The organism is Afipia broomeae ATCC 49717 (genome assembly GCF_000314675.2).
GTDB classification, from domain to species: Bacteria; Pseudomonadota; Alphaproteobacteria; order Rhizobiales; family Xanthobacteraceae; genus Afipia; species Afipia broomeae.
In genome coordinates this window covers 277425-302114 of sequence record NZ_KB375283.1, presented here as the reverse complement: position 1 = coordinate 302114, position 24690 = coordinate 277425, and the positions used below count along the sequence as shown (strand labels likewise).

Here is a 24690-nt window from a genome sequence, read left to right as displayed (position 1 = left end):
AGCGCAGATGTCGTAGGTAATGGTCGATGTGCGGCATCGCCGGTTTTATCGATCCTGGCCTTGTGTCCGACGCGGCTGCTCTGTCGCGGCGCGCGCGTACCATGGGCGATGCCATAGCCCATCGCGGGCCCGATGCCAGCGGAATCTGGACTGACGATGCGTTCGGTCTCGCACTGTCGCATCGGCGCCTGTCCATTGTCGATCTGACAGCCGCCGGCGCGCAGCCCATGGTGTCAGCCGATGGACGCTGGGTGATCTGTTACAATGGCGAAATCTACAACAGCGAGGATATCCGCCGCGATCCCGCGCTGTCCTCTCTCGTATGGCGTGGTCATTCTGACACGGAAACGATTGTCGAATCCGTCGCACGCCGCGGATTAAACGTCACGCTCGATGACCTGAATGGAATGTTCGCCATTGCGCTGTGGGATCGCAAGGAGCAGATGCTCCACCTTGTCCGTGATCGGCTAGGCATCAAGCCGCTGTTCGTGGCTCAATTCGCAGAGCAGGTCTATTTCGCTTCCGAATTGAAGAGCTTTCACGCGGCTCAGGCATTCGCGCTCGAAATTGATCCATCGTCGGTGACTAGTTTTCTTCGCTTCGGTTACGTGCCGGCTCCTCATTGTATCTATCAGGGCATCCGCAAGTTGATGCCCGGAGAGCATGCCACGTTCTCGGTCCGCGGTGATTGCTCCAGCCGCCGCTACTGGTCTGCAGCGGACACGGCCCTGCGGGGCATCGAGTCGACCCTCGATATTTCCGATCACGAGGCAATCACGCAATTATCTGGTCTTCTTGCCGATGCGGTATCGCGGCAAATGCTTGCCGACGTTCCGCTTGGTGCGTTTCTTTCCGGCGGCATCGACTCATCGGCTGTCGCGGGCCTGATGGTCGCTGCGGGGCGTGGGCCGGTTCGCACGTTCTCGATTGGTTTTCCTGAGTTCGGCTTCGATGAATCGAAGGATGCCGCCGCTGTTGCTCGGCATCTCGGAACGCAGCATACCGAGCTGGTTGTCCATGCGTCCGATGCTCTCGACGTGGTTCCGCTACTCGCTGAGATGTATGATGAGCCATTTGCGGACTCGTCTCAAATTCCAACTCATCTGGTCTCGAAGCTCACGCGCCGACACGTCACGGTCGCATTGTCGGGGGACGGCGGCGATGAATTATTCGGCGGCTACAACCGCTACCGGCTGGCTGAAGGGATGTCGCAGCGGCTTTCGCACCTCCCGCTGGGTGCGCGGCGTGTCGCGGCGAGCGCGCTGCACGCGATACCTATGGCATGGGTCGATGGCGCCGCATCGTTCGCGCCGCGCGGGATGTTGCCGTCTCAGATGGCCGACAAGGTGCGCAAACTGGCCCATGTGATGACGCTCGACTCCGAAGGGATCTATCGCAGGCTGGTCAGCCAGTGCGAAGACCCGGCGGTCCTTGCACCATTGGCGGAGGAGCATGCCCTGACACCATGGTCGACCGGTGTAATTGGGGCGTTACCCACCTTTCTTGACCGGATGCAATTGCTCGACACGATGACCTATCTTCCTGACGACATTCTGCAGAAGGTCGACCGTGCCTCGATGGCTGTGGCGCTTGAAGCGCGTCCGCCGTTGCTGGATCACCGCGTGGTGGAGTTTGCGTGGCGTTTGCCGCGGCGTTTCAAGATCCGCGATGGCGAGACGAAATGGCTCCTGCGGCGCGTCGCCGAGCAAATGGTGCCAAGGCAATTGCTGGATCGGCCCAAGATGGGATTCGGCATTCCGCTTGCCGAATGGCTGCGCGGTCCGTTGAAAGAGTGGGCCGAAGACTTGCTCGATCCACAGCGACTTGGCGGAGGTTTTCTCAATGTCAGCGCGGCGCGCCGTTTGTGGGCGGATCACCAGACGGGCCGGCGAAGCTGGGCTTATGCGCTTTGGACCATTCTGATGTTTGAGGCTTGGCGTAGGCGCTGGGCGGATGTCTGACCTGATGGCTGGCCGGCGGCCCGATCTGCCGCACATTCTGTTTGTCACCAAGAAGCTGGTGATGGGCGGCGCTGAGCATCACCTGGCGCAGCTGTTGCCGGCCCTGGCGGCGCGTGGGTTTGCAGTCGAGCTATTCGTGCTGGAGAGGGGCGGAGAGCTGGAAGTCAAACTGGCTGAGGCTGGTGTGACGATCTCCGGTCTGCCGCGCCGTTCGGGCCGGCTGACGCATCTGCTTGCCGCGGCGATCGAACTTCATCGCCGCATCCGCCAGACGCGGCCTGATATTCTGCACTTCTTTCTGCCTGAACCTTATCTGGTCGGCGCGGCCGTTGCGACCGCTGCCGGCCATCGCACATTGGTGATGAGTCGTCGTTCGCTGGCCCATTATCAACGCAATCATCCGTGGTTTGGGCGCATCGAGCGTATGCTTCATCGCCGCATGACGGCACTGTTGGGAAATTCTCAGGCTGTCGTCGATGAACTGATTGCCGAAGGAGCGGATCGCCGGAAGACAGGTCTGATCCATAACGGCGTGACCCTCGCTCCGCCCGCGGATGAGAGCGTCCGCGCGGCGCAGCGCACAGCATTGGCTATTCCCGGCGACGCCTTTGTCATGGTGATTGTCGCCAACCTTTTTGACTATAAAGGGCACGCGGATCTTCTCGATGCACTCGAAAGGATCGCGTTACAGTTGCCACAGCCCTGGCGTCTGGTTGTCATCGGACGTGACGAGGGCGAAGGTCCCCGGCTGCGCGCACAGGCGGAGCGTCTCGGTATGGCGGACAGTATTCTCTGGCTCGGAGAGCGTCGCGATGTTGAAGCGATTTTGCCTGCGGCAGATGTGGCGCTGCTCGTGTCTCACCAGGAAGGTTTTTCGAACGCCTTGATCGAAGCGATGGCGCAGGGATTGCCGGTCATCGCCACGGCAGTAGGAGGCAATCTCGACGCAGTAGCCGACGATGTTTCCGGGCTGTTAGTGCCACCGCGGGAGCCTGCCGCTCTTGGCGCGGCTATTCTTGGCCTTGCAATGGATGAGTTGAAGCGCCGGGCGATGGGGCACGCGGCACGGCAGCGGACGCTGGACATGTTTTCTCAGGGCGCCTGCATCGCGCGCTATGACCATCTATACCGAGGGCTGGGGAGGTCTCCCGCGCGCGCAGTTCAGGCCCTTATTGACGGCTGAATTTTGCCGTCTGCCTCCATGAATTAAACGCTATCGCCCGTTTTCACCCTTGGTGACGCGGCATTTGCGTGCCAGAAGGGCCCGCGAAGTACCAGCCCCCAAGAAAAACGATACGATTGCCATGTCTTCTTCGTCACTGACCAACCGCAAAGCTGCGATCCTCGCGCACTCCGAGCAATATGCAGCCTCTCGCCCCGAGTGGCGCCAAAAGGCGTCCTTCTTTCATCAGGAAGACGAAAGATATCTCCGGTTTCTTATTCCGGAAGGTGCCCGCGTGCTGGAGATCGGCTGCGGCACCGGCGATACGCTCGCCGCGCTCAAGCCTTCTTACGGCGTGGGTGTCGATTTCAGCCCTGGCATGATCGAGCAGGCAAAACGTCTGCATCCCGAACTGGAATTTCATATCGGTGATGCGGAAGAGCCTGAAACAATCAATGCGCTGAAAGGGCCGTTCGACTTCATCCTGGTACAGGACACGATCGGCTCGCTGGATGACTGTCAGGCGTTTCTTGCCGGACTGCATCCTCTTTGCGCGCGCCATACGCGCATTGTCATCGGCTATTTCTCGCATCTCTGGCAGCCTGTTCTGCGCCTTGCGGAAGCCATCGGCCGGCGCATGCCCTATCCGGAGCAGAACGTCCTGTCGCCCGATGATGTGGCGGCGCTTGCGGTTCTCGCAGATATGAATCCGGTCAAATCGGAACGGCGATTGCTGATGCCGGTGTCGCTGTTCGGTATCGGACGGCTGGTCAACCGCTTCATCAGCGTGCTGCCTGTGATCCGGCAGTTGTCGCTTCGCCATTATGTGGTCTGCCGATCGCTGCGCGTCGCCGATGATGAGCTGAAATCCGCGACGGTCGTCATTCCCGCACGCAATGAGCGTGGCAATATCGAACCGGCCGTGCAGCGCCTGCCGCAGTTCTGCGATGACATCGAGATCATTTTCATCGAAGGGCACAGCAAGGACGGTACCTTTGAGGAAATGGAGCGCGTCAAGGCGGCTTATCCGGACAAGGATATCAAGCTGATGCGCCAGCCCGGAAAGGGCAAGGCGGACGCGGTCTTCACGGCTTACGATGTGGCGCGCGGCGACGTGCTGATGATCCTTGACGCCGATCTCACCATGCCGCCCGAGCAACTGCCGAAATTCTGGGAAGCGATCAAATCCGGGAAGGGCGAGTTCATCAACGGCTCACGCCTCATCTATCCGCTTGAGGAAGACGCGATGCGCTTTCTCAATCTCATCGCGAACAAGACCTTTTCGTATTTGTTCTCTTGGCTGTTGAACGAGCGCTATACCGACACGCTGTGCGGGACCAAGGTTATGCGCCGGTCCGATTATTATCGGCTACGTGACGGCAAAGCCTATTTCGGCGATTTCGATCCGTTCGGTGATTTCGATCTGATCTTCGGCGCCTCGAAGCTCAATCTCAAGGCCATCGATCTTCCCATCCGCTATGCCGCGCGGTCCTACGGCGAGACGCAGATCTCGCGGTTCCGGCATGGCGTGATGCTGCTGCGAATGGTGGTTTTTGCGTTCTTCAAGATCAAAGCGATCTAGTCTGCGGACATCACGGCGTTGAGCACACGCGGTCACCGGCGAACGGGCTTCAGTGCCCTTAGCTTGTTAGAGCCCTGCCTCCGGCTCAATAACCTCAGGCCTTGACGTTTTCTCGGAGCTCAAGATCCAGACCAGCCCGCCGATGGCGCCGACGACGAAGGATGACGCGCCGAACAGAAGGGACACCACGGTGCCGTCGGTGGGGGCGAGACCAGCGTAGCCGAACGCGACCATCATCGTCGCCTCGCGCACGCCCCAGCCGGCGATCGAAATCGGCAGCATGGTGATCAGCATGATCGGCGGCACCAGCAGGAACAATTGCTCGAAGGCCGCCGGAGCAGCGATGGAGCGAACCGCGCACCATGCGATCACCACGGCCATCACATGAATCAGCAATGAGAGGACGGCAACTTTCGGTCCGCTGCTGCGGTTGAAGATCACCTGATTGGCGATCACCGCGCAGGCATGGATGTGGCGTAGCGGCCAGAGCTTCTTGAGCCAGTTCCAGCGCAGCGCGCCGTAAACGAGAAAGCCGATGCCTGCCGAGATCGCAGCTAGGTCCACCAGCAGCAGCGCCAGCCGCCCGCGCGGGCTGCCGATCAGATCGTAGCTCCAGGGCAGGCTTGCAACGACGATCAGCGCAAGCGCGATCAGGCCGATGGCGCGGTCGACGAGGACGGAGTAGGTGGCGGCGCGCCAGCCGGCACCCGTGTGCCGTACCAGCCAGAGCCGCATCGCGTCGCCGCCGATTGTGGACGGCAGCGTCTGATTGAAGAACGCGCCGATCATGTTGTAACGGAAGGCCTGTCCTGTCCCGAGCGGTGCGGCGCATCGCGCGCTGATCTCGCGCCAGCGCAGCGCGCCAAGGAAAATCTGGAAGATCGTCGCCAGCACGGCGAGCAAGAACCAGCCGGGGCTGATCTGGCTCAGGCGGGACTGGATCGCTGCGAAATTGATGCCGCGAAACGCGATATAGAGCAGCGCCGCCGACACCAGTATTCGAGCGGCAAGAAGGAGAAATCCGCGCATTCCGGACCGCGATGGTTAATGTTGCTGAATATCTGACAAGGAGCGCTGAATACCGCGCTTGAGGGCCCTTTTCAGGCGTCTTGGTATGGCTTTAGGGCTGTTCTGGCAATAGGTAAGGTCCGCTATTGCCGCCGCCGCCGCACGGCGGCTAAAGAGGGCGACTTGTTCGGGGCATCTGGCGTGGGTGACGCCTGTTGAGGCTTGGGGACGGAAACGCGTGACACACGGGCGCAAAATTGCGGTCATTGGACTGGGTTATGTCGGATTGCCGGTCGCGGCCGCTTTTGCCCGCGCCGGGGTTCCGGTGACCGGTTTCGATATCGATCAGCGGCGCATCACCGAACTGTGTAATTTTCATGATCGCACCAACGAAGTCGCGGCCGCCGATCTGCGCCATGCGTCGCTCTCGTTCACGCACGACGTGAGTGCGCTGGCCTCGTCCGACTTCTTTATTGTGACGGTTCCGACACCCATCGATGAAGCGCGCCAGCCCGATCTCGGCGCCATGTTCGCTGCCTCACGCACGGTCGGCACCGTGCTGAAGAAGGGCGATATCGTCGTCTATGAATCGACCGTTTATCCGGGCGCTGTCGAAGACGAATGCGTGCCGCTTCTGGAGAAAGCATCCGGCCTCAAGGCAGGAGATGATTTCAAGGTCGGCTACTCGCCCGAGCGTATCAACCCCGGTGATAAGCAGCACCGCTTCGAGACCATCATGAAAGTGGTGTCGGCGCAGGACGCGCCAACCCTCGACATCGTCGCCGACGTCTATGGGTCGGTTGTGACCGCGGGCATCCACCGCGCGCCGTCCATCAAGGTCGCGGAAGCTGCCAAGGTGATCGAGAATACGCAGCGCGATCTGAATATCGCTTTCATGAACGAGCTGTCGTTGATCTTCCAGGCTCTGAACATCGACACCGGCGACGTGCTGGCCGCAGCGCGCACCAAATGGAATTTCATGCCGTTTCAGCCGGGTCTCGTCGGCGGACACTGCATCGGCGTCGATCCCTACTACCTGACCTATCGTGCGGAGCGGGCAGGGTATCATCCTGAAGTTATTCTGGCGGGGCGCCGCATCAATGACGGGATGGGCCAGCGCGTTGCCCGCGAATGCATCAGAGGTCTGCTGCGGCGTAAGAGCAGCGGCGGTATCGTTACAATTCTCGGACTGACCTTCAAGGAAGATGTGCCGGATACACGCAACTCGCGTGTCGTCGATATTATCCGTGAACTGGAGTCATTCGGCCTCAATGTGCAGGTCAGCGATCCGATGGCAGATCCTGCGGATGCCATGCACGAGTATGGTGTGAAGCTGATTGATTCGGATTCGTTGCAGCCCGCCGATGCAATCATCGTCGCGGTCGCCCACAAGACTTACGTCGATGCGGGATGGCCCATGATCCAGAAATTGTTGAAGGGCGGAAGCGGTCTCGTTCTCGACGTCAAGATGCGGCTCGATCGCGACAGACTGCCCGCCGGTATCGAGTTGTGGCGCCCTTGATTGCTGGATGGTGAAAAGAATGTCGGATGAGACAATACTCGTTACGGGAGCCGCGGGTTTTATCGGCTTCCACGTCACGCAGAAACTCTTGCAGGCCGGCCGCCGTGTCGTCGGACTGGACAACATCAACAGCTACTACGATCCGAAACTGAAGGAAGCGCGCCTCGACGTGCTGAAAAACGATCCGGCCTTCAGCTTCGTCAAGCTCGATCTCGCCGACAGGGCCGGCGTGGCGGACCTGTTCAGCACCCACCGCTTTCCCGTGGTCATCCATCTCGCGGCACAGGCGGGTGTGCGGTACTCGCTCGAAAATCCCCACGCCTATGTCGACGCAAATCTTCAGGGCTTCACGAATATCCTTGAAGGCTGCCGGCACAATGCATGCCGCCATTTGCTGTACGCGTCGTCGTCATCGGTGTACGGCGCCAATACCAAGCTGCCGTTCTCGGTGCACGACAGCGTCGATCATCCCATCAGTCTCTATGCCGCCTCGAAGAAGGCGAATGAACTGATGGCGCATGCCTACAGCCATCTTTACCGCATTCCCTCTACCGGCCTGCGGTTCTTCACGGTGTACGGGCCGTGGGGCCGTCCGGACATGGCGATGTTCTTGTTCGCCAAGGCCATTCTTGAGGGGCAGCCGATCAAGCTGTTCAATCACGGCAACATGCAGCGCGATTTCACCTACGTCGATGACGTGACGGAAGCCATCGTGCGGCTGATCGATCACGCCCCCAAGGGACAGGCCAAGGCGCCGAATGCAGCTCCCGATCCCGGGACGAGTGCTGCGCCCTGGCGGGTTTTCAATGTCGGCAACAATCATCCCGAGGAATTGCTCAAGGTCGTGGCGCTCCTTGAAAAGGAGTTCGGACGCACCGCGGTCAAGGACATGCTGCCGATGCAGCCGGGTGATGTGCCTGCCACTTACGCCGACGTCGATGATTTGATGCGTGAAGTCGGTTTCCGTCCTTCCACCACGATCGAAGACGGCATCGCGCGGTTCTCGGCGTGGTTTCGCGACTATCATCGGCTATAAGCCTCTGAAACATTTTGAGGACGCATGAGCGAGCGAATTATTCCACTGATTATGTGCGGCGGTGCAGGCACGCGGCTGTGGCCGGCTTCGCGCGAAGGGCGTCCCAAGCAATTCCTTCGGCTGTTCGGTTCGAACTCGACCTTTCAGGAAACGATGCTTCGCGTAAGCGATCCGAAGCTGTTCGTGCGGCCCATCGTCATTACCAACGCGGCCTATCGCTTCATGGTGCTCGAGCAGCTCGGTGAAATCGGGCTCGAAGCGGATATTCTTCTCGAGCCGGCGCGACGTGATTCCGGTCCTGCGATCGCCACCGGCGCGGCTTTCGCGCTGACCCGCGATCCGGATGCGGTTGTGCTGGCGCTGGCCGCGGATCACGTGGTGCGCGATGCGGCTGCGTTCGTCGACGCCTGCCGGAAAGCGCTGAGCGTTGCGAATGCCGGCAGCATCGTCACGTTCGGTGTTCTGCCGGAGCGGCCCGCGACCGAATACGGCTACATCCGGCCCGGCGAGGTTGTGTCCGGTGACGTTCGGAAGGTCTCGAAATTTGTCGAGAAGCCGGACCCCGCGACCGCGGCGGGCTACGTTGCCGACGGCTATCTGTGGAACTGCGGTAACTTCATGTTTCGCGCCCAGATGCTGCTTGATGAATACCGCGGCGTCGATCCCGACAGCGTTAGCACGCTCGTCGATGCTGTGGCCAACGCCGGCCGCGATCTCGATTTCGTCACGCTCCCGCTCGAGTCGTTCGGGAAAGCGACGCCGATCTCGATCGACTATGCCGTCATGGAAAAAACCACCCAGGCTGCCGTTGTGCCGGTTGATTGCGGCTGGTCCGATGTCGGCTCCTGGCACGCGGTGTGGGAGCTGTCGGACAAGGACGAGCACGGCAATGTTTCGCAGGGGCTGACGGTGTTCGAGGACTCGCGCAACTGCAATGTCTCGACCGACAAGGCGCTGGTGGCGCTGGAAGGCGTCGATGATCTTGTTGTCGTGGCGACGCAGGATGCCATTCTGGTGTCCCGCCAGAACGATCCCAATGGTCTGAAGCGGCTGGTCGGCAAGCTGCGAACCGTGGCTCCGCAGGTGACCGAAGACCATCTCAAGGTGCATCGGCCGTGGGGGTCATACCAATCGCTCGATATCGGCGAGCGTCATCAGGTGAAGCGGATTATCGTAAAGTCCGGCGGCCGTCTGTCGCTGCAAAAGCACCACCACCGGTCCGAACACTGGATCGTCGTGCGCGGCACGGCGCTGGTGACGGTGAACGAGATGCAGAAGATGGTTCACGAGAATGAGTCCATCTACATCCCGATCGGCGCCGTCCATCGCATGGAGAATCCCGGCAAGATTCCGCTGGAACTGATCGAGGTCCAGACCGGCAGCTATCTCGGCGAAGACGACATCATCCGCATCGAGGACGACTACCGGCGCTCGTAAACGGGAATCCTTCTGAAAATATTCCGGTTTTCAACGGGTTACGCCGGCCGCCGATGTAATTCTTTGAATCAAAACGTGTCCGAATTCCGGGCTCGTTCGTTCGCCACACATGTGACGGCATGCTAGGACATTTGCGGCGAGTGGGCAGGTGACTCGTGCCCGGTTTCAAGGAATCAGATGATGAGTTCGACGGCGTCGACGAAGAATACGGCTGGCAATGAAAAGGCGCTGCGCATTGGCGTTGTTGGCGCGGGTGTCATGGGCACCAATCATGCCCGCGTGCTTGCCGGTCTGCCCGGTGTCGAACTTGTCGGCATTGTCGATCCGCTTCAGGCGCATCGCACCCGCGCGGTAGAGATCGTCGGCTGCCCGACTTTCGCGACTCTTGAAGAGATGCTCGACACCGGACCCGATGCGGTCACCATTGCCGCGCCGACGCATCTTCACCGCGATGTTGCGCTCGCCTGCATCGCGCGAAAGATTCACGTCCTCGTCGAGAAGCCGATCGCGTCTTCTGTCGAGGAAGGGAACGAGATCGTCACCGCCGCCCGCAGCGCCGGCGTCACGCTGATGGTGGGTCACGTCGAGCGCTTCAATCCGGCGGTGGCGGCGATCAAGCAGGCGATCAAGGATGAGGAAATTCTGTCGATTGCGATTACCCGCGTCGGCCCGTTTCCGCCGCGCATGTCCAATGTCGGCGTGGTGATCGATCTCGCGGTCCACGACATCGACCTGATCCGCTGGTTTACGGAATCCGACATTGTTGACGTGCAGCCGCAGCTTGCGAGCGCCGTTGCCGAGCGCGAAGACATCGCGCTGCTTCAGTTCCGCACCGCCTCCGGCGTGCTTGCGCATATCAACACCAATTGGCTGACGCCGTTCAAGGCGCGCAGCGTCACCGTGGCGACGCGCGGCAAGTACGTTCAGGGCGACTTGCTGACGCGGCAGGTGACCGAATGCTTCGGTTTCCAGCGCGACGGCAGCTACTCGATGCGGCATCTGTCGGTTGGCCATGACGAGCCTCTGCGCGCCGAACTGGTTGCCTTCCTCGATGCCGTGCGCAGCGGGAATGCGCCTGCGGTCACCGGCGACGAAGGCGTCGCAAGCCTCGAAATTGCGATCAAGTGTCTCGATGCTCCGGCCGGCTCGATTGCCGCGCCGCTGCGCAAGGGACCGCGCGCCGTCGCGAGCTGACGGCAACATCGAACATCTTTCGGAATGGATTCGGCACGCACCATGAACCAGCATCTGCGATCAGAACCCGTGGCCTTTATCGACATCGGTGCGCAGCGCCGCCGTCTCGGCACGAAGATTGATGACGCCGTTGCGCGCGTGTTGACCCATTGCCAGTTCATCAACGGTCCCGAGGTCGCCCAGCTTGAGGCCGATCTCGCGGCCTATTGCGGGGCAAAGCATGTTGTCGCCTGCGCCAGCGGCACGGATGCGTTGTTGATGGTGCTGATGGCGCAGGGCATCGGCCCCGGCGACGCGGTGCTCTGTCCATCGTTCACCTTCTGCGCCACCGGCGAAGTGGTCGCACTGGCCGGTGCAACGCCGGTGTTTGTCGATGTGAATGAGACATCGTTCAACATGGATATCGCGTCCCTGAAGAAGGGCATCGCGACCGCGCGCAAGCTCGGCCTGAATCCAAAAGCGATCGTGCCGGTCGATCTGTTCGGCCAGAGCGCGGACCATGACGCCATTGCCGAAGTCGCCAAAAACGAGGGTCTATTCGTGCTCGACGACGCCGCGCAGTCCTTCGGCGCCACCTACAAGGGCAAGCGTCTCGGTACGTTCGGTCTGGCGACGGCGACCAGCTTCTTTCCGGCCAAGCCGCTCGGTTGCTACGGCGACGGCGGCGCCATCTTCACGAACGATGCCGATCTTGCCGAGCGCCTGCGCAGCATCAGGGTACACGGGCAGGGCACCGAGAAATACGACAACGTCCGTCTCGGTCTGACCGCGCGGCTGGACACCATGCAGGCCGCGATCCTGATCGAGAAGCTGAAGATTTTCGACGACGAGATCGAGGCGCGTAATAAGGTCGCGAACCGCTATTTCGACGCGCTGCATAACATCGTGATCGCGCCGCGTGTGGCGGACGGCAATGTGTCGACCTGGGCGCAGTACACCATCCGCCTGCCCAAGGGCGGCCGCGAGGCATTCGCCGATGCCCTCAAGGCGCAGGGCATTCCGACCGCGATCTACTACCCGAAGTCCATGCACCAGCAGACGGCCTACAAGCACTATCCGACCGTGGAGGGCGGGCTCCCGGTCAGCGAGAAACTGTCCGCGGATGTCATCAGCCTGCCGATGCATGCCTACCTCGATCAGGCTGCGCAGGACCGCGTCATCAAGGCTGTGCGCGACGCGCTGTCCTGAATTTTGCCAGAACTGCCAGATGATCGTCATGCCCGGGCTTGTCCCGGGCATCCGCGTCTTGGTGGCAACGTCAAAAAGACGTGGATGGCCGGAATAAATCCGCCCATGACAGGGCAGGGCAGGACTTCACCGGTTCGCGAACGGGACATCATGCGGTAGGACTAGCGGATGCTCGGACGCATTTTCACCGTCGGCGGCTATACCCTTCTTTCGCGGGTCACCGGGTTCGCGCGCGACATCATGCTTGCGGCGATCCTCGGCGCCGGCCCCCTGGCCGATGCCTTTTTCGTGGCGCTGCGGCTCCCCAATCACTTCCGGGCGATCTTTGCGGAGGGGGCTTTCAATGCCGCCTTCGTGCCGGCCTATGCGCATGTCCATGGCGAGCGCGGCGAGGCCGCGGCAAAGCTGTTCAGCGATCGCATCTTCACCCTGCTGTTCGTTTCGCAGGTCGTGCTGCTGGTCCTGGCGATGGTTTTCATGCCGCAGGCGATGTCGATCCTCGCGCCGGGCTTCACCGACGATCCGGCGCAGCGCAATCTTGCGATCGAACTCACCCGGATCACGTTTCCCTATCTGCTGCTGATCACGCTGGTGACGCTGTATGGCGGGATGCTCAATGTCATGCACCGGTTCGCCAGCGCGGCGGCGGCTCCGATCTTCCTGAACCTGTCGATGATGGCGACGCTGGCGCTGGCCGCGTTCTTTCCGACCGCCGGACATGCGGCGGCATGGGGCGTGCTGATCTCGGGTTTCCTGCAATATGTCCTGCTTGCAGGCGACGCCAAGGTTCACGGTATTCTCCCCAAGTTCACCTCGCTGAAGCTCGATGAAGATGTGCGCGGGTTCTTCCGCGCGCTTGGTCCTGCGACGCTGGGTTCGATGGGGACGCAGGTCGCGCTGTTCGCCGATACGATCATTGCGACGTTCCTGGCCGCCGGTGCGCTATCGGCGCTGTATTATGCGGACAGGCTCAACCAGTTGCCCATCGGGGTAATCGGCATTGCCATCGGCACCGTGCTGCTGCCGGAAATGTCACGGCGAATTACCGCCGGCGATCATGAGGGCGCGATTGCTTCGCAGCGGCGCGCATTCGACTTCACATTGCTATTCTCGGTCCCCTTCGTCGCCGCCTTTCTTGTCGTGCCAGATGTCATCATGCGCGCCATGTTTGCGCGGGGCGCATTCTCGAAAGCCGATGCGGCCGCCGCCGGTGCGACGCTCGCGGCCTACGCGGTCGGACTCATTCCGTTTGTTCTGATCAGGAGCGCCGTCGCCACTTTCTATGCCCGCAAGGACACCGCGACACCCGTCAAGGCTGCGCTGACCGGCGTGGCCGTCAATGTCGGGCTGAAACTCGCGCTGGTCGGGTCACTGGCGCAAATCGGGCTCGCGCTGGCCACCGCTGTTGGCGCATGGGTCAATCTGCTGCTTGTTGTGCTCTTTGCGGTGCGCCGCAAGTTCTTCGTCTTCGATCGGGCTTTTCTTGTGTCCTTGGCGAAGTTCGCGACAGCGGGCGTCGTATTGGCTGCGGCCCTGTGGCTCGCGTCCCGCTGGGCGGCGACAGCATTGGCGGGGATGACATCGCTTCGCGATGAAACTGCTCTCGGAATTTTGATCGTGGTCGGCGTCATTGTTTACGGCGGCAGCGTGTTGCTGCTGTTCGGAAAGCGATGGCTGACAGCGCTGATTCGCGGGTAAGCCATTTGCGCTTCCTTCCATTCCGCTGCATGATGGACGTTAGAAACGTTCCAGATCGCAGCCGGAGATAGCATGGCTCCCGTAAAATTCGGTGTCGGGCAGAGCGTCCTGCGCAAGGAAGACGACGCGCTCATTCGCGGCAAGGGCCGTTATACGGACGATTATACGCCGGCGGCGGCGATGCATGCCTTGGTACTGCGGTCTCCGCACGCCCATGCAAAATTCAAGATCGATGTGTCGCGTGCCAGAGGGCTCCCCGGCGTTGGGGCGATTCTCACCGCCGACGACATCCAGGAGCTCGGCAGTCTTCCCTGTCTGTTCAACCTGCCTGACGAGCCTTTTACGGGGCCTCCGTATCCGATCCTCGCGCGCGACGTGGTGCGTCACGTTGGCGATGCCATCGCCTTCGTTGTCGCGGATACCGTCGAGCAGGCACGCGACGCCATTGAGGCGATCGAGGTCGAATGGACGGCACTTCCAGCCGCCATCGGTCTGGTCAATGCGGTGAAGAAGGATGCGCCGCAGGTCTGGCCCGATCATGCCGGCAATATTCTGTTCGACACGTCGATCGGCGACAAGAAAGCAGCCGAGGCCGCCTTCGCCAAGGCGCATGCGGTGGCGGAAGTCACCATCGTCAATCCGCGCATCGTGACGAACTACATGGAAACCCGCGCGGTGGTTTGCGAGTATGATGCGAAGCGCGATCATCTGACGCTGACCATCGGCAGCCAGGGCAGCCACCGCCTGCGCGATATCCTTTGCCAGAACGTCCTCAATATTCCTGTCGAGAAGATGCGGGTGATCTGTCCGGATGTCGGCGGCGGTTTCGGCACGAAGCTGTTTCCTTACCGCGAGTATGCGCTCGCGGCGGTTGCGGCGCGCAAGCTGAAGAAAACGGTGAAGTGGACCGCGGAGCGCGCCGATCATTTTGTCGGCGACGCGCAGGGACGCGACAATGTCACCACGGCGCGCATGGCGCTGGCGGAGGACGGTAAATTCATTGGCATGGACGTCGACCTGATGGGCGACATGGGAGCGTATCTCTCGACCTTCGGGCCGTACATTCCGCATGGCGGCGCAGGCATGCTGCCGGGCCTCTACGATCTTCAGGCGTTTCATTGCCGCGTCCGCACGGTATTCACCAATACCGTGCCGGTGGATGCCTACCGCGGCGCTGGACGCCCGGAAGCCGCCTATGTGGTCGAGCGCCTGGTCGATGCAGCGGCGCGCAAGCTGGGCATGACGCCGGACGCGATCCGCCGCAAGAATTTCATTTCTCCGCGCGCGATGCCGTACACAACCGCCACCGGCAAGATTTATGACTCCGGCGACTTCGCCGCGCACATGAAGCGGGCCATGGACATTGCCGAGTGGAAGGAATTTCCCAGGCGCGCCAAGGCGGCGAAGAAACAGGGCCTTGTGCGCGGCATCGGTATGGGCACCTATGTCGAAGTCTGCGGCACGATGGGCGAGGAAACTGCGCAGGTGCGGCTCGATCCCGACGGCGATGTCACGATCCTGATCGGCACCCAGTCCAGCGGGCAGGGGCATCAGACCGCGTATGCGCAACTCGTCGCCGAGCAGTTCGGAATCGCGCCGGAGCGTGTGCATATCCATCAGGGCGATACGGACGAGATTCCGACCGGTCTTGGCACTGGCGGTTCAAGCTCGATTCCGTCCGGCGGCGTCAGCGTGGAACGGGCGACGCGCAAGCTTGGTGAAAATCTGAAAGAGATTGCCGCAGACGCGCTGGAAACCGGCGTAGGAGATCTTGAATTTCGCGATGGAGCGATCCGGATTGTCGGCACCGACCGCACGATCTCGTTCGCCGACCTCGCCAAGCGTGCCGATCCGTCAAAGCTCAACGCAAGCGCCACCTTCAGCAGTGCGGACGGCACCTATCCGAACGGCACCCACATCGCCGAAGTCGAAATCGACCCGGCGACCGGTGTGATCCACGTGGTGAATTACGTCATCGTCGATGACTTCGGAGTGACGCTGAATCCGCTGCTGCTGGCGGGGCAGGTTCACGGCGGCACCATGCAGGGAATAGGGCAGGCCCTGATGGAGGCTGCGGTTTCTGGCGCCGCCGACGGCCAGCTCGTGACCGGCACATTCATGGATTACGCGCTGCCGCGCGCCGCCGACGGCCCGTCGATCAAGTTCGAAACCCACAACGTGCCGTGCAAGACCAATCCGCTTGGCGTCAAGGGGGCGGGTGAGGCGGGCGCGATCGGCTCGTGTCCTGCGGTGGTGAATGCGATTATCGACGGTCTCTACCGTGAGTATGGCATCGACCATATCGACATGCCGGCAACCGCGGAGCGGGTCTGGATGGCGATCGCGAAAAGCCGCCGCGAGCACCGATTGTAAAAAATTCCCGCCACACAAAGAAATTGTTGGGCTTGTCAGTTCGCGACGGGAATGTTGGATTCTGCCAGGTGTTGCGGAAAGAACAATTTTGAAACCGAGGGAAGGAAATATCCTGATGATCCGTTCCGTTCTTGTGGCCGCCGCGATCTTGCTCGGCGTGACGGCTGTCTCCGCCCAGCAAGACATCGCCGAGCAGCAGGATAAGCTGATGAAGACACTGGCGAGACCGATGTATGGGGTGCTCGGCCGCACGGTGAGAGGCCAGTCCGCCTACGATCAGGCGGCTATCGATGCCGCACTGGTTCAACTCGAAGAGAATGTCGGAAAGATTGCGAATGTTTTTGCGGTGAATCCGAAGGAAGATGTTTTCGGTGCGGACTATGGATCGTCGCAAAAAATCTGGCAGAACAAGGCGGATTTCGAATCGAAAATTCCTCCGGTTGCCAAGGCCATTGCGGATGCCAAGGGCAAGATCAAGGATGCGGATAGTCTGAAGGCGGCTTACACCACCATCAACGACCGGTGCAACGATTGTCACGAAACCTACCGGGTCAAGCTGAAGTGACGGCTTGATTTCATCCAGTTCAGGCCAATGATCACGGGGCGGTCGCATTCAAGCGATCCGCCCCTTTTGTTATCCGGTAAGATCTCGGCTGCGAAACTACTTCGTGACCTGCCCGCGAATTTCGCCGCCTGGATTCGCTGCGGTGTGGACGTTGATGTACAGCTTTCCAGCCATCAGATCAGCGGCCTGCGCATCGGTCAGGGTCGCGCTGCCTTCGGCTCCGCTTGCGGCGTCCTTGAACGGGATCATGACGGGAGCGTTCTTGCCGGCTTCGGCGGGGCCATGAAAATGCGCCATGGTGGCGGGCCCGGTGAGGCCGGAATAGGTCGTCTTCCAGGTCAGCATCTTGCTTGCGGTATCGTAGGTCACGTCCGCTGTGCCCTTGCCGGGGCTGGTGTTGGCAGGTACCTCGGCGGCACTGGTCAGATTGGCCTTCATGCTGATTTTCTCGGCGAAAGCCGGCCCGCTGAGTGCGACGCAAGCGCCGATGGCAAGGACTCCACGCGCAATTGCTTTGCTGTTCATCGTTTTCTCCCTTAGTTTTTGGCTTTCCAATACCGATTGAACACTGGCCGAGGCCGTTTAGTTCCTGCCGTTTTCTCTGGGGGCACTTATGTTTCGGAAGCTTTTCCTGCTGGCGATCGTTGCGCTCGCTGCCGGTCTGGGAGTTTTCTGGTTCGTCACCGTTCCGGCTGTGGTTTCCGCCGAGGCGTTGCCGGCCTATTCGCCAAACATCGCCAACGGACAGGCCGTCTTCAACGCCGGGGGCTGTGCGTCATGCCATGCAGTGGTGGGCGAGCCGCGCACCATGCTCGGCGGCGGGCTGGCTATTCCATCTCCGTTCGGCACTTTCTATGCGCCGAACATTTCGCCGCACAAGCAGAACGGGATCGGTAGCTGGAGCGAGGCGAATTTCGTCACGGCCGTGAAGCACGGCACCTCGCCAAACGGAGAGCACTACTATCCATCGTTTCCGTATGGGTCGTATACGCACGCCACCGACAACGACATCCGCGACCTGTTCGCCTATATCAAAACCTTGCCGCCGCTGTCCGGGCGCCCGCGTTCTCACGATGTGAATTTTCCGTTCAACGTCCGCCGCCTCATAGGCGGATGGAAATTCCTGTTCATGGACGACAAGCCGTTCGCGCCAGACCCGAAGCAGTCAGCGGCGTGGAATCGCGGCGCGTACCTGGTCAACGGACTGGGCCACTGCGCCGAGTGCCACAGCCCTCGCAATTTCCTCGGAGGCATTGTGTCCTCGCAGCGCTTCGCCGGAGGCCCGAATCCCGAAGGCGAGGGCTGGGTGCCCAACATTACCCAGAAGGGCCTCAAGGACTGGAGCGAGAAGGAACTCGCCTGGTTCCTCAAGACCGGCGAATTGCCCAGCGGCGACACCGCGGGCGGCTCAATGGCGCGCGTGATCAAGAACACATCGCAGTTGAGCGAGGAGGATCTCGCGGCGATGGCGGCTTACATCAAGTCCCTGCCGGCGGTGGACGGGCCGGTGCGGCCCAAGAAGAAGACCTGAGGCGGGGTCAGTTCGGGGCGGAAAGAGCCCTGCATACCCCGGCCAAAAGCCATGTTGGGAGCGGGGTTTCCCGGATCGCCACCCCGTGCTTTGTCGGCCCGGAATTGCCGCAGGAATCTCGACTTTTTCCATGAATATCGTCAAAGCCGTTTCGTTCAAGGTCGCCAGCACATTGATGTTCGCGGTGATGGGCGCCCAGGTCCGTTATCTGGCCGGGGCCTATCCGGAAGGTCAGGTCGCGTTCTTCCGTTCAGTGTTTGCGCTGATCCCGATTCTTGTCGTCTTCGGCTGGCGCGGACAGCTCAAGGGGGCGCTTCGGACCGAGCGGCCGTCCGATCATCTCCTGCGCGGTGTCTTCAGCGTGGTCGGCACGTTTGCCACCTTCGCCGCGCTGGCCCGGATTCCGATTGCCGACTTCACCGCCATCGCGTTCGCGTCGCCGCTCATCACGGTGATCTTCGCGGCGGTGTTCCTGAAGGAAAAGGTTCACGCCTATCGCTGGTCCGCCGTCGCCTTCGGCTTCTGCGGCGTGATCCTGATGCTGATGCCTTACTTCCGCGATCACGCCGCGCTGACGGCGTCAATGATCGTTGGAATTCTGTTCGCGCTGACCAACGCATTCACCGCAGGCGGGGCGTCGATCCAGATCCGTCGCCTGACGGCGACCGAGACGACGTCGTCCATCGTGATCTTCATGACGCTTCTGGTGTTGCTGGTGTCGCTGCTGACCGCGCCGTTCGGCTGGCGCATGCCGGCCACCTGGCAGGATGTTGCGATCCTCGCCGGGATCGGCATCGCGGGCGGGCTCGGCCAGATTTTCTTCACGGACAGTTATCGGTTCGCACCGGCATCGTTTCTGGCGCCGTTCGATTACACGGCCATGCTGTGGGCATTCCTGCTCGGCTACTGGTTCTTCGGTGAAGTGCCGACGCTCTATGTCGTGATCGGCGCGATCGTTGTCGCCGGCGCCGGAATTTTCGTCATCCTGCGCGAACGTTATCTCGGGCTGAAACGGCTGCGCGATACGCCGGTCGCGGCGATCGCCACCATGGCGGACGATGAAGAGAACCCGGACGCGCCGGTGTCCGACGAGGCCAAGGCCGCCTGAAGAGCCGGCCTGACCACTTACGTTCCGAAGGCCTTGAACGTGATGATGGTGTAGGTGTCCTGGATGCCGGGGATGACCTGCAGCTTCTCGTTCACGAAATGGCCGATGTCGGTCCCGCTGTCGACGTAGAACTTGACCAGCAGATCGTAATCGCCCGCAGTCGAGTAGATTTCCGACGCGATCTCTGCCTCGGCAATAGCGTTTGCGACCGTATAGGACTGGCCCAGCTTGCATTTGATCTGGACAAAGAAGGGCACCATCGCTGTGTCTCCGGCAGGGCAATATTGGCTCTTGGAGCGCAATAGAGCCAAATCCGATCCTCGTGGCAAGGCGGGTTGCCGGACGTTTCTTCTTGCTTCACCTCTCCCGTGGGGAGAGGGCGGCGAGCGAAGCGAGCCGGGTGAGGGCGTAGAATCCCTCATCATATCGAACCCCCTCACCCCAACCCTCTCCCCGGCGGGGAGAGGGAGCAGATTGCCTGCGTGGCAATGCTTCTCTCCCCAGTCAAAATGATCTAGAGCCTTGATGCAGGCCGCTGAGAGTTCGGTCGAATGATGAGAGAGCCATGAGCATACCGATTGCGCTCACCATTGCCGGTTCGGATTCGAGCGGCGGCGCCGGGATTCAGGCCGACCTCAAGACGTTCGCGGCGTGCGGCGTTTACGGCGCGTCCGCGATCACCGCGCTGACGGCGCAGAACACAACGGGCGTCACCGGCATTCATGATGTGCCGGCGGATTTCATCACAGCGCAGATCGATGCGGTGTTCAGCGATCTCGACGTCAAGGCCGTCAAGATAGGTATGGTCGCGCGCCGGGAAGCGATCGAAGCCATCGTGGCCGGTCTCGGCCGCTGGGCGCCGAAACACGTCGTTGTCGATCCGGTCATGGTCGCGACGTCAGGTGACCGGCTGCTGTCGCCAGATGCCATCGATGCTCTGCGGACAAAGCTGTTTCCCCGCGCGAGCCTGATTACGCCGAACCTGCCGGAGGCCGCCGCGCTGCTGAACGAGAGCATCGCAGAGAGCGGGCAGGATATCGAACAGCAGGGCAGGCGATTGCTCGCCATGGGATGTCCGGCTGTTCTGATCAAGGGCGGTCACGGGCATGGACCGGAGAGCACGGATTATCTGATCGATGCGAGCGCCGTGATCCGGCTCGCTGCGCCGCGCATCGCCACCGGCAACACGCACGGCACCGGCTGCTCCTTGTCGTCGGCCATTGCTGCGGGATTGGCCAAAGGGCGCGATCTTGAAACCGCGGTTCGCGACGCCAAGGCTTATGTCAGTGCCGCCATCGCTGCAGCCGACCGGCTCGACGTGGGTCATGGCCACGGGCCCATCCACCACTTTCATGCGTTCGATTGATCGCGAAGCCTGAGAGTGGCTCCCTTCACCTCTCCCGTGGGGAGAGGTCGTCCGGCGAAGCTCGCGCAGCGAGCGAAGATGGGCGGTTGAGGGCGTAGAATCTCTCGATTTACCGACCCCCTCACCCCAACCCTCTCCCCACGGGGGAGAGGGAGTACATCGCGCCTGGAGATGAGGTTGCGAACGGCTCAGAGCACGCGACAACCTGACGCGTTTGTCGCCTGTTTGTCGTACTCCGCTGCTAATCGCCATTAAGCGAAACAAAATCTGATTCTTCAGAACGCTTATTGGAACCAAGATGAGCTCGACCGATCTCGACAAATCCGTTGTTGAAACCGCCTATGCCCGCTGGGCGCCGATCTACGATGCGGTCTGCGGTCCGGTCATGGTGAAAGGCCGGCGTGCAGCCGCCGCCGCCGCGCGGGCCATCGGCGGGAAAATTCTGGAAGTGGGTGTCGGCACCGGCCTGTCGTTCGACGACTACGACAGCAGCACCGAGATCACCGGCATCGATATGAGCGCGCCGATGCTGGAGAAGGCACGCGCGAAGATGGCGAGCGGCAAGTATCCGTTCGTCAAGGCGGTCCACCAGATGGACGCCCATCACATGACCTTCGGCGATGCGACGTTCGACTGCGTCGTGGCGCAGTTCGTAATCACGCTGGTCGCCAATCCGGAGCAGGTGCTGTCCGAGTGCCACCGCGTCGTGAAGCCCGGCGGCCGCATCATCCTCGTTAATCATCTCTATTCGGAAGTCGGCGTCGCGGCGGCTGTCGAGCGCTGGGCGGCGCAGAAAACCCGTGCGCTCGGCCTGCGGCCTGAATTTCCGTTCGCGCGCCTTCAGGCATGGGCGCAATCAAACGCAGGCACGACCCTCGTCGAGCGGCGCAAAGTTGCGCCGTTCGGCATCTACACACTTGTTTGTTTCGAGCGAACTGTCAGCTCGCAGGCTGCCTAGTCCGTCATCGGACTGTCATGCGATTCTGATAAGCGCTCGCCCATGGAAAGACAGGCTATGAGCGACAGTAGTCCAGAACGGCTCTTTCGCACGTTGTTTATCTCCGACGTCCATCTCGGAGCCCGCGGCTCGCAAGCCGACCGCCTTCTTGATTTTCTGCGCTGCCATGACGCCGATACCATCTATCTGGTCGGCGACATCATCGACGGTTGGGCGCTGAAATCGAACTGGCACTGGCCGCAATCCCACAACGACTTTGTGCAGAAGATGCTGCGCAGGGTCCGCAAGGGCGCCAAGGTCATCTACATCCCCGGCAATCACGACGAATTCCTGCGCTCGTATTACGGCACGCATTTCGGCGGCGTCGAAGTTGTCGAGACCGCGATTCATGAAGGTGCGGACGGCAAGAAGTATCTCGTTATTCACGGCGATATCTTTGATCTTGTCGTGCAGAACGCGCGATGGCTCGCGCATCTCGGCGATCGGGCCTACGATTTTGCGATTCAGATGAATCGCATGGTCAATGCGTTCCGCAAGCTGTTCGGCCGGCCTTACTGGTCGCTGTCGCAATGGGCCAAGCTGAAGGTGAAGAACGCCGTCAACTACATCGGCGCGTTCGAACAGACGCTGGCGGGCGAAGCAAAGCGCCACGGCGCGGACGGCGTGATCTGCGGGCACATTCACTACGCGACGATCCGGGACGAGAACGGCATCCGCTACATGAACTGCGGCGACTGGGTCGAGAGCTGCACGGCGCTTGTCGAGCACGAAGATGGCCGCTTTGAAATCCTGACCTGGACCGACCCGGTGCGCCGGCCGCAGCCCGCACCGCGCGTCACGGCGCAGGCCGCCTGATGCGTATCCTGGTCGCGACCGACGCGTGGCACCCGCAGGTCAACGGCGTTGTTCGCACGTTGACCAAGATGGCGGAAGCCGCCGCGTCGATGGGCGTCGACGTCAAATTCCTGACGCCGGAATCTTTTCGCACGATCTCGCTGCCGAGCTACGCCGACCTGCACGTCGCATTGCCGCGGCCCGGCAAGATTGCAGGCATGATCGAAGAGGCGCAGCCCGACTACATCCATATCGCGACCGAAGGACCGATCGGGATTCTGGTGCGGCGTTATTGCCAGAAGAACAAGGTGCCGTTCACCACGAGTTTCCACACCCGCTTCCCCGAATATGTCTCTGCGCGTTTTCCGATCCCTGAATCTTGGGTCTGGGCCGCGCTTCGCTTCTTCCACGGAACGAGCGATGCCGTGATGGCGGCGACGCCCGCGCTTGCAGATGAACTGCGCGGGCGCGGCTTCCGCAATGTGGTGCTGTGGTCGCGCGGTGTTGACGCAGAGTTGTTCCGGCCGCGCGATTTCGATCTCGCTCTGCCGCGCCCGATATTCCTGTCGGTCGGTCGTGTCGCGGTCGAGAAGAACCTCGAGGCGTTTCTGGATCTCGATCTGCCCGGCACCAAGGTCGTGGTCGGTGATGGCCCGGCCAAGGCCGAGCTTGAGCGCAAATATCCTGACGCCGTGTTCCTTGGCACCATGCAGGGTGAAGCGCTTGCCGAGACGTATTCCGCCGCGGATGTGTTCGTGTTTCCGAGCAAGACCGATACCTTCGGTCTGGTCCTGCTCGAAGCGCTCGCCAGCGGTGTGCCTGTCGCGGCGCTGCCGGTGTCCGGCCCGCTCGATGTGATCGGCGACGCGCCGGTCGGTGTGCTGAACAATGATCTGCAGGCGGCATGTCTGGCGGCCTTGAATATCCCGCGCGATATCTGCCGCGAATTCGCGGCATCCCGAAGCTGGGGCGCATGCGCGCAGGCCTTTATCGACAACGTGACGCGGGAGCGTCCGCCGCAGGTCAAGCGCCGCTGGCGTCGCCGTCTTGCCCGCCGGCTCCGGCTGACCTCGGAATCCCTGCCAACCGCCTGATCGCCCATGGCGGCCGCGTCCGCATGACCTTGCCGGGACAGGTGAGGGCGCTATACATGCGCCATGACCGAACCTGCTCTCCCCACCAACGCCGATGTCGAAGCCGCCGCGCGTGTTCTGGCGCCCGTCGCGGTGCGAACCCGTCTCATCTCGTCGCCGGCGCTTGATGCGCTCGTCGGCGCGCGCGTGTTTCTGAAGCCCGAGGTGTTGCAGCGAACGGGTTCTTTCAAGTTTCGCGGCGCTTTCAACAAATTGTCTTCCATTCCGGAGGCGGCGCGCAAAGCCGGTGTCGTCGCGTTCTCATCCGGCAACCATGCGCAGGGCGTCGCGGCTGCGGCACAGATTCTCGGCATGCCGGCAACGATCGTGATGCCGTCCGATGCGCCAGTGTCCAAGATCGAGCGGACCAAGAGTTACGGTGCTGAGGTCATTCCCTATGACCGCGACAAGGAAGACCGCGATGCCATCGCTCGCGATCTCGCGAGCAAGCGCGGCGCGACTGTCGTTCCTCCTTACGACGATCCGTGGGTGATTGCGGGGCAGGGCACCGTGGGCCGCGAGATTGCGGAGGATTTGTCGGCGCTTGGTGTCGCACCGGACATCGTATCCGCGCCGGCATCCGGCGGCGGGCTGATGGCAGGCATCGCGCTCGCAACCAGAGCGAAGTTTCCCGATGCGGGGCTGGTCACTGTCGAGCCTCATGGCTTTGACGATCACGCGCGTTCGTTCGCGGCCGGGCATCGCGAGCCGCACCGCGCGGTGGGCCGCACCATCTGCGACGCGCTGATGGCTTCCATTCCCGGCGAGATCACATTCGCGGTCAATCAGAAGCTCGGTGCGCAGGGCGTCACGGTGACAGACGATGAAGTCGCAAAGGCAGTGGGCTTCGCGTTTCGCGAACTGAAACTCGTCGTCGAGCCGGGCGGCGCGGTCGCGCTGGCGGCGCTTCTTGCGGGATACCTCAACGCCAAAGGCAAGACCGTTGCCATCGTCCTGTCCGGCGGCAATGTCGATGCGGACCTCTACGCGAAGCTGATTCAGTAGGCGCCACAATCCGGCCTTTTGCCCGCCTT

The 24690-nt window shown here is 61.5% G+C and carries 21 protein-coding genes; 18 read left to right on the top strand and 3 right to left on the bottom strand.

Translation table 11 applies throughout. The annotated features are described in order from the left end of the window. Window positions 1-26: 26 nt before the first annotated feature. The 3 genes from asnB to HMPREF9695_RS13900 all read left to right on the top strand — a co-directional run bounded on the left by asnB (window position 27) and on the right by HMPREF9695_RS13900 (window position 4705). Entirely contained in the window at window positions 27-1961 is a 1935-nt protein-coding gene (gene asnB / locus HMPREF9695_RS13910) for an asparagine synthase (glutamine-hydrolyzing) (RefSeq protein WP_006021494.1), read from the top strand. After that, window positions 1954-3144 (top strand): glycosyltransferase, encoded by a 1191-nt coding sequence (locus HMPREF9695_RS13905; RefSeq protein WP_006021493.1) that lies wholly within the window; start codon window positions 1954-1956, stop codon window positions 3142-3144. Before asnB ends, HMPREF9695_RS13905 begins: the two co-directional genes overlap by 8 nt. 121 nt (window positions 3145-3265) lie before the next feature. Continuing rightward, window positions 3266-4705 carry a glycosyltransferase gene (locus HMPREF9695_RS13900; protein WP_006021492.1) on the top strand — a complete coding sequence of 480 codons (1440 nt, stop codon included), beginning with the start codon at window positions 3266-3268 and terminating at the stop codon, window positions 4703-4705. Window positions 4706-4771: 66 nt separating this feature from the next. Here HMPREF9695_RS13900 and HMPREF9695_RS13895 read toward each other — a convergent pair whose 3' ends face one another. After that, a complete protein-coding gene (locus HMPREF9695_RS13895; RefSeq protein ID WP_006021491.1) occupies window positions 4772-5734 on the bottom strand; it encodes a lysylphosphatidylglycerol synthase transmembrane domain-containing protein in 963 nt (320 codons plus the stop codon). A gap of 217 nt (window positions 5735-5951) precedes the next feature. On the opposite strand from HMPREF9695_RS13895, the gene HMPREF9695_RS13890 reads away from it, so the two are divergent. From HMPREF9695_RS13890 to HMPREF9695_RS13855, 8 genes are all read left to right on the top strand, one after another. Continuing rightward, complete coding sequence (locus HMPREF9695_RS13890) at window positions 5952-7235, top strand: nucleotide sugar dehydrogenase (protein WP_006021490.1); 1284 nt, start codon at window positions 5952-5954, stop codon at window positions 7233-7235. Between the two features lie 19 nt (window positions 7236-7254). Continuing rightward, on the top strand, window positions 7255-8271 hold the full coding sequence (locus tag HMPREF9695_RS13885) for an NAD-dependent epimerase (RefSeq protein WP_006021489.1): 1017 nt from the start codon (window positions 7255-7257) through the stop codon (window positions 8269-8271). 24 nt (window positions 8272-8295) lie between these two features. After that, window positions 8296-9708 (top strand): mannose-1-phosphate guanylyltransferase/mannose-6-phosphate isomerase, encoded by a 1413-nt coding sequence (locus tag HMPREF9695_RS13880; RefSeq protein ID WP_006021488.1) that lies wholly within the window; start codon window positions 8296-8298, stop codon window positions 9706-9708. 180 nt (window positions 9709-9888) lie between these two features. Then, a complete protein-coding gene (locus HMPREF9695_RS13875) occupies window positions 9889-10902 on the top strand; it encodes a Gfo/Idh/MocA family protein (RefSeq protein WP_024918896.1) in 1014 nt (337 codons plus the stop codon). Between the two features lie 42 nt (window positions 10903-10944). Beyond that, window positions 10945-12090: a DegT/DnrJ/EryC1/StrS family aminotransferase gene (locus HMPREF9695_RS13870; RefSeq protein WP_006021486.1), complete on the top strand. Its 1146-nt coding sequence runs from the start codon at window positions 10945-10947 to the stop codon at window positions 12088-12090. A 168-nt stretch (window positions 12091-12258) separates the two neighbouring features. Continuing rightward, window positions 12259-13788 (top strand): murein biosynthesis integral membrane protein MurJ, encoded by a 1530-nt coding sequence (gene murJ, locus HMPREF9695_RS13865; protein ID WP_006021485.1) that lies wholly within the window; start codon window positions 12259-12261, stop codon window positions 13786-13788. Window positions 13789-13860: 72 nt separating this feature from the next. Then, window positions 13861-16161, top strand: a complete 2301-nt coding sequence (locus tag HMPREF9695_RS13860) for a xanthine dehydrogenase family protein molybdopterin-binding subunit (protein WP_006021484.1) — start codon at window positions 13861-13863, stop codon at window positions 16159-16161. A 115-nt stretch (window positions 16162-16276) separates the two neighbouring features. Next, window positions 16277-16726: a cytochrome c gene (locus HMPREF9695_RS13855; protein WP_006021483.1), complete on the top strand. Its 450-nt coding sequence runs from the start codon at window positions 16277-16279 to the stop codon at window positions 16724-16726. Between the two features lie 96 nt (window positions 16727-16822). Here the strand turns inward: HMPREF9695_RS13855 and HMPREF9695_RS13850 are convergent, their stop codons facing one another. Further along, window positions 16823-17251 carry a CHRD domain-containing protein gene (locus HMPREF9695_RS13850; protein ID WP_006021482.1) on the bottom strand — a complete coding sequence of 143 codons (429 nt, stop codon included), beginning with the start codon at window positions 17249-17251 and terminating at the stop codon, window positions 16823-16825. A gap of 88 nt (window positions 17252-17339) precedes the next feature. On the opposite strand from HMPREF9695_RS13850, the gene HMPREF9695_RS13845 reads away from it, so the two are divergent. Beyond that, window positions 17340-18257: a c-type cytochrome gene (locus HMPREF9695_RS13845; RefSeq protein ID WP_006021481.1), complete on the top strand. Its 918-nt coding sequence runs from the start codon at window positions 17340-17342 to the stop codon at window positions 18255-18257. A gap of 130 nt (window positions 18258-18387) precedes the next feature. Further along, the gene (locus HMPREF9695_RS13840; RefSeq protein WP_006021480.1) at window positions 18388-19365 is read left to right on the top strand and encodes a DMT family transporter; all 978 of its coding nucleotides are present in this window, start codon (window positions 18388-18390) and stop codon (window positions 19363-19365) included. Between the two features lie 17 nt (window positions 19366-19382). Here HMPREF9695_RS13840 and HMPREF9695_RS13835 read toward each other — a convergent pair whose 3' ends face one another. Further along, window positions 19383-19625, bottom strand: coding sequence for an Lrp/AsnC ligand binding domain-containing protein (locus HMPREF9695_RS13835; protein WP_006021479.1), 243 nt, complete (start codon window positions 19623-19625; stop codon window positions 19383-19385). A 305-nt stretch (window positions 19626-19930) separates the two neighbouring features. On the opposite strand from HMPREF9695_RS13835, the gene thiD reads away from it, so the two are divergent. The 5 genes from thiD (at window position 19931) to HMPREF9695_RS13810 (ending at window position 24661) form a co-directional block, all read left to right on the top strand. After that, window positions 19931-20731, top strand: coding sequence for a bifunctional hydroxymethylpyrimidine kinase/phosphomethylpyrimidine kinase (gene thiD / locus HMPREF9695_RS13830; RefSeq protein WP_006021478.1), 801 nt, complete (start codon window positions 19931-19933; stop codon window positions 20729-20731). Window positions 20732-21029: 298 nt separating this feature from the next. After that, window positions 21030-21689 carry a class I SAM-dependent methyltransferase gene (locus tag HMPREF9695_RS13825; RefSeq protein WP_006021477.1) on the top strand — a complete coding sequence of 220 codons (660 nt, stop codon included), beginning with the start codon at window positions 21030-21032 and terminating at the stop codon, window positions 21687-21689. Window positions 21690-21746: 57 nt separating this feature from the next. Next, window positions 21747-22544, top strand: coding sequence for a UDP-2,3-diacylglucosamine diphosphatase (locus HMPREF9695_RS13820; protein WP_006021476.1), 798 nt, complete (start codon window positions 21747-21749; stop codon window positions 22542-22544). Continuing rightward, complete coding sequence (locus HMPREF9695_RS13815) at window positions 22544-23617, top strand: glycosyltransferase family 4 protein (protein WP_006021475.1); 1074 nt, start codon at window positions 22544-22546, stop codon at window positions 23615-23617. The genes HMPREF9695_RS13820 and HMPREF9695_RS13815 overlap by 1 nt, the downstream gene beginning before the upstream one ends. A gap of 63 nt (window positions 23618-23680) precedes the next feature. Continuing rightward, the gene (locus HMPREF9695_RS13810; protein WP_006021474.1) at window positions 23681-24661 is read left to right on the top strand and encodes a threonine ammonia-lyase; all 981 of its coding nucleotides are present in this window, start codon (window positions 23681-23683) and stop codon (window positions 24659-24661) included. Window positions 24662-24690: the final 29 nt, after the last annotated feature.